General features: G+C 76.1%; 1 pseudogene. It reads left to right on the top strand.

The features are described from left to right. Positions 1-61: 61 nt before the first annotated feature. Positions 62-823, top strand: a pseudogene (locus AC2W7G_RS17175) (HAD family hydrolase); the annotation flags it as partial. Positions 824-979: the final 156 nt, after the last annotated feature.

The raw sequence follows: 979 nt of genomic DNA, 5'->3' as shown, positions 1-979 counted from the left end.
TCGCGGCCGCCGCCGGTGAGGCCGCGCTCGACGCGCCGACCCGACCGCCGCCGCCTTCTTCGACGTCGACAACACCGTCATGCAGGGCGCCTCGATCTACCACCTGGCGCGCGGCCTGCACGAGCGCGACCTGTTCACGACCCGCCAGATCCTGCGGGCCGCGTGGCAGCAGACCTGGTTCCGCGTCGCCGGCTCCGAGGACCCCGACCACGTGGCCGAGACGCGCGCCTCGGCCCTCGCGTTCATCGCCGGCCACCCGGTGGCCGAGCTCGAGGCGATCGTCGAGGAGGTCTTCGACGAGCACATGGCCCACCGCATCTGGCCCGGCACGCGCGCCCTGGCCCAGCAGCACCTCGACCAGGGCCAGCGGGTCTGGCTCGTGACCGCCGCCCCGGTGGAGATCGCGCGTGTCGTCGCGGCGCGCCTCGGCCTGACCGGCGCCCTCGGCACCGTCGCCGAGCAGCGCGACGGGGTCTACACCGGACGCCTCGTCGGCGAGATGCTGCACGGCGAGAGCAAGGCCGAGGCCGTCCGCGGCCTGGCCGCGACCGAGGGCCTGGACCTGTCGCGCTGCTCGGCGTACTCGGACTCGGCCAACGACCTGCCGATGCTCTCGCTGGTCGGGCACCCGTGCGCGATCAACCCCGACCGACGCCTGCGCCGGCACGCCCGGGCCCACGGCTGGCTCGTCCGCGACTACCGCACCGGGCGCAAGCTGGCCGGCACCGGCGTCAAGGTGGCCGCGGCCGGCGCGGTCGGCGGGGCCGCCTACCGCCTCGTGCGCGACCTCGCGCGCGCGGAACACGACGAGCGCGGCCGCTGAGCCCCGTACACTGGAGCGCGGTCCGACGGGGAGGGAAGACCGTGAGTGGGTCTGCGCTGCGCTGGGCGCTCGCGCTCGCAGCACAGCTGCCGCGTGACGTCGCGCTGACGCACGCCCTGGCGGCGATGAGCACCGGCCCCAGCGCCCCCGGTCCGG

The organism is Aeromicrobium sp. PFPM2_SD2, assembly GCF_057364525.1.
Note: the sequence above shows the minus strand (reverse complement) of the source record. Positions and strands in the feature narration are given on the sequence as shown.